General features: G+C 34.4%; 4 protein-coding genes and 1 pseudogene. 2 read left to right on the forward strand and 3 right to left on the reverse strand.

Features of this window, described 5'->3' with window-relative positions; translation table 11 throughout:
• The coding region (locus ACVRZD_RS10400; protein WP_046668754.1) for a DDE-type integrase/transposase/recombinase at positions 1-248 on the forward strand (248 nt) is incomplete at its 5' end.
• Positions 249-272: 24 nt separating this feature from the next.
• Positions 273-1,343 (forward strand): MobV family relaxase, encoded by a 1,071-nt coding sequence (gene mobV / locus ACVRZD_RS10405; protein WP_447450492.1) that lies wholly within the window; start codon positions 273-275, stop codon positions 1,341-1,343.
• 318 nt (positions 1,344-1,661) lie between these two features.
• Here the strand turns inward: mobV and lnu(A) are convergent, their stop codons facing one another.
• The 3 genes and pseudogenes from lnu(A) to ACVRZD_RS10420 all read right to left on the reverse strand — a co-directional run bounded on the left by lnu(A) (position 1,662) and on the right by ACVRZD_RS10420 (position 3,862).
• Positions 1,662-2,147 (reverse strand): lincosamide nucleotidyltransferase Lnu(A), encoded by a 486-nt coding sequence (gene lnu(A) / locus ACVRZD_RS10410; protein WP_001829870.1) that lies wholly within the window; start codon positions 2,145-2,147, stop codon positions 1,662-1,664.
• A gap of 241 nt (positions 2,148-2,388) precedes the next feature.
• The gene (tet(L), locus tag ACVRZD_RS10415) at positions 2,389-3,765 is read right to left on the reverse strand and encodes a tetracycline efflux MFS transporter Tet(L) (RefSeq protein ID WP_037627686.1); all 1,377 of its coding nucleotides are present in this window, start codon (positions 3,763-3,765) and stop codon (positions 2,389-2,391) included.
• 34 nt (positions 3,766-3,799) lie between these two features.
• Positions 3,800-3,862: pseudogene (locus ACVRZD_RS10420) on the reverse strand (tetracycline resistance efflux system leader peptide).
• Between the last annotated feature and the right edge of the window lie 331 nt (positions 3,863-4,193).

Genomic DNA, 4,193 nt, shown 5'->3' on the forward strand with positions numbered 1-4,193 from the left:
TAAAAGAATACGGCTTTTATCAAGGGACAGAACATCGTACCATTAAATACCTGAATAATTTGATTGAACAAGACCATCGTCCAGTAAAGAGACGCAATAAATTCTATCGAAGTTTACGCACTGCCTCTACCACGATTAAAGGTATGGAAGCCATCCGAGGATTATATAAGAAAACCCGAAAAGAAGGCACTCTCTTCGGGTTTTCGGTCTGTACTGAAATCAAGGTATTATTGGGAATCCCAGCTTAAATCATAGATACCGTAAGGGATTTTATTCTTTATTTAAAACTTTGCAACAGAACCCAGCAATTTATTAACGACAACAAATCGAGTAGTCGTGCTGTCAGAAAAGATGCTGTATTAATAAACGAATGGATCATAACTTCTGACAACCAATTTTTTAAAGATAAAGACGATAAAGAAATTAAAGATTTTTTTGATACTGCGAAATCATATTTTGCGGACAAATTTGGCGATAATAATATCCGCTACGCTCAAGTTCACCTAGACGAAACAACACCGCATATGCACTTAGGTATTGTGCCTTTCAATGCGGAAAAGCGGTTATCAGCAAAGACTCTTTTTAATCGTCAAGCTTTACAGGCGGTACAAGACGAATTGCCAAAGTATTTAAATGAGCGTGGTTTTGAGCTTGAACGTGGCGAAAAAGGGTCAGAGCGTAAAAATTTAACGGTGCCTGAATATAAAAAGGCAAAGGACGAATTAAAAGAGATGACTACCACGCTGGAACAGCGAAAGTCAGAAGTTTTAGCGTTATCTAACGATAAAACACCAACAATCAACAAAGAAAGTTTAGATTTAAAAGACGAAACGAAAACGGTCAAAGTACCAAGTGGCGAAACGATTGGAATTGGTAAGTTACGTCATGAATTTACGAAAAATGAAGAACGAAAAACAGGAAATGTGATTATCCCTGAAGATAAATTAAATGCCTTAATACAAGGCTATGAAGATTTATATAAATCGAATGAGAAACTAAAGAAATATGCGGAAACTGATTTACCTAAACGGATTAACTATGTAAAAGAAAAATACAAAGAAGTAGTGCGTGAATACAATGATTTAGCGGATAGATTTAATAATAATTTAGAGAAAATTGATTCGTTGGAGAAAGAGAATAAATCGCTTAAAAACGAAATTAAGGGCATTTACAGAGGTTTTAATCAGTTTATGGAAAATACCCTTGGTGCAACTGTTGGACAAGCTAAAAAGCTCATGAATAACCTTGTGAGCGAAATTAAAGAGTTTGTAAAAGGTGGAGAGTTTGAAAAAATTCATAGAAATGAAACTCGAACACGAGATAGAGATGAATTAAGTCGTTAGAAGCTCATATTTGCGTTTTAAGGCGTTTTAAATCAATTCGAGTATATTTATACCTGTTTGGTCTTTTCGTCGGCATAAGCGTTAAAAATGGCAATAGAAAAAGCAGCAAGGGCGAACGTAGTGAGTGCATTTACCCTTGCAGCTTTTTTGTTGTCATTTAGCTTTTGTAAACCGACAGAAAAGCCAACAGGTATGACTGTTTACTCACTTTTCAGAGGCATGATCAAACGCATTGCGTTTGTCAGGTGTGGGCGGAAGCCCACGGTTTTTAAAAGGGTTCCGAGGCTCAACGTCAATAAAGCAATTGGAATAAAGCAATTATGTTATTGATTTTAAATTTTTTATATCAAAATGGTCTTTTTCTGTTAAATCATAACCAGAATGAAAAAGAAGTTGAGCTTCTTTTGAAATACATGGTATTTTTCGACCTTTGTAATTAGTTTCTGAAAACCAGTCATTTTGGAAAACATAATTACCACCTTCTGGGTTTGCTTGGGTAATTGATCCATCATCATTTAGATTTATAGGATGAATATCTAAATACCCATATTCTTCATGCTTAAGTTCCATACGTGAAGGCATCCAATCAACTTCTATTTTGTATCCGATATCTTCTAATTTTTGTATAACTTTTTGAGTGTGTTGAGCGTCAAAATCTATATCTATATCTCTGTGTTCTCTTTGTTGTTTTCCAGTTAATACATCTACCCCCCAGCCACCATCTAACCAATAAGTTACTTTCATGTGTTCAAATAAATCTAAAATATAAAATAAATCTTTTTCTGTTACATTATTATTTTTCATTTTATCCCTCCTAACTTGGGAATTTGAAACGAGTTGAAAACGAGTTTCTTCTTGTCTTGATACTATATAGAAACAACTACATTTTTATAATAACTAAATAAATGCTGATATAACAGTGTTTTTAGATGTTTTTTGTTAAAAAAAGGTTGAAAACAAAAAAACTCTGGGGGAGATTTTGAAAAAAATCGACCAACTTCTGGGGGGTACTACGACTCTCTCCCAAAGTTGATCCCTTAACGATTTAGAAATCCCTTTGAGAATGTTTATATACATTCAAGGTAACCAGCCAACTAATGACAATGATTCCTGAAAAAAGTAATAACAAATTACTATACAGATAAGTTGACTGATCAACTTCCATAGGTAACAACCTTTGATCAAGTAAGGGTATGGATAATAAACCACCTACAATTGCAATACCTGTTCCCTCTGATAAAAAGCTGGTAAAGTTAAGCAAACTCATTCCAGCACCAGCTTCCTGCTGTTTCAAGCTACTTGAAACAATTGTTGATATAACTGTTTTGGTGAACGAAAGCCCACCTAAAACAAATACGATTATAATTGTCATGAACCATGATGTTGTTTCTAAAAGAAAGGAAGCAGTTAAAAAGCTAACAGAAAGAAATGTAACTCCGATGTTTAACACGTATAAAGGACCTCTTCTATCAACAAGTATCCCACCAATGTAGCCGAAAATAATGACACTCATTGTTCCAGGGAAAATAATTACACTTCCGATTTCGGCAGTACTTAGCTGGTAAACATCTTTCATCATATAAGGAACCATAGAGACAAACCCTGCTACTGTTCCAAATATAATTCCCCCACAAAGAACTCCAATCATAAAAGGTATATTTTTCCCTAATCCGGGATCAACAAAAGGATCTGTTACTTTCCTGATATGTTTTACAAATATCAGGAATGACAGCACGCTAACGATAAGAAAAGAAATGCTATATGATGTTGTAAACAACATAAAAAATACAATGCCTACAGACATTAGTATAATTCCTTTGATATCAAAATGACCTTTTATCCTTACTTCTTTCTTTAATAATTTCATAAGAAACGGAACAGTGATAATTGTTATCATAGGAATGAGTAGAAGATAGGACCAATGAATATAATGGGCTATCATTCCACCAATCGCTGGACCGACTCCTTCTCCCATGGCTACTATCGATCCAATAAGACCAAATGCTTTACCCCTATTTTCCTTTGGAATATAGCGCGCAACTACAACCATTACGAGTGCTGGAAATGCAGCTGCACCAGCCCCTTGAATAAAACGAGCCATAATAAGTAAGGAAAAGAAAGAATGGCCAACAAACCCAATTACCGACCCGAAACAATTTATTATAATTCCAAATAGGAGTAACCTTTTGATGCCTAATTGATCAGATAGCTTTCCATATACAGCTGTTCCAATGGAAAAGGTTAACATAAAGGCTGTGTTCACCCAGTTTGTACTCGCAGGTGGTTTATTAAAATCATTTGCAATATCAGGTAATGAGACGTTCAAAACCGCTTCATTTAATACGCTAAAAAAAGATAAAATGCAAAGCCAAATTAAAATTTGGTTGTGTCGTAAATTCGATTGTGAATAGGATGTATTCACATTTCATCCCTCCAATAATGAGGGCAGACGTAGTTTATAGGGTTAATGATACGCTTCCCTCTTTTAATTGAACCCTGTTACATTAATTACACTTCATAATTAATTCCTCCTAAACTTGATTAAAACATTTTACCACATATAAACTAAGTTTTAAAGTCAGTATTTCATCACTTATACAACAATATGGCCCGTTTGTTGAACTACTCTTTAATAAAATAATTTTTCCGTTCCCAATTCCACATTGCAATAATAGAAAATCCATCTTCATCGGCTTTTTCGTCATCATCTGTATGAATCAAATGGTTCTGTTGCAAAGTTTTAAATCTACTATCAAATAAGGTAGAATAATAGAAAAAGATAGCAGGAGGAATGACGATGAATCATTTTAAAGGAAAGCAATTTCAGCAGGATGTGATTATTGTAGCCGT

This window comes from Streptococcus hongkongensis (assembly GCF_053206145.1).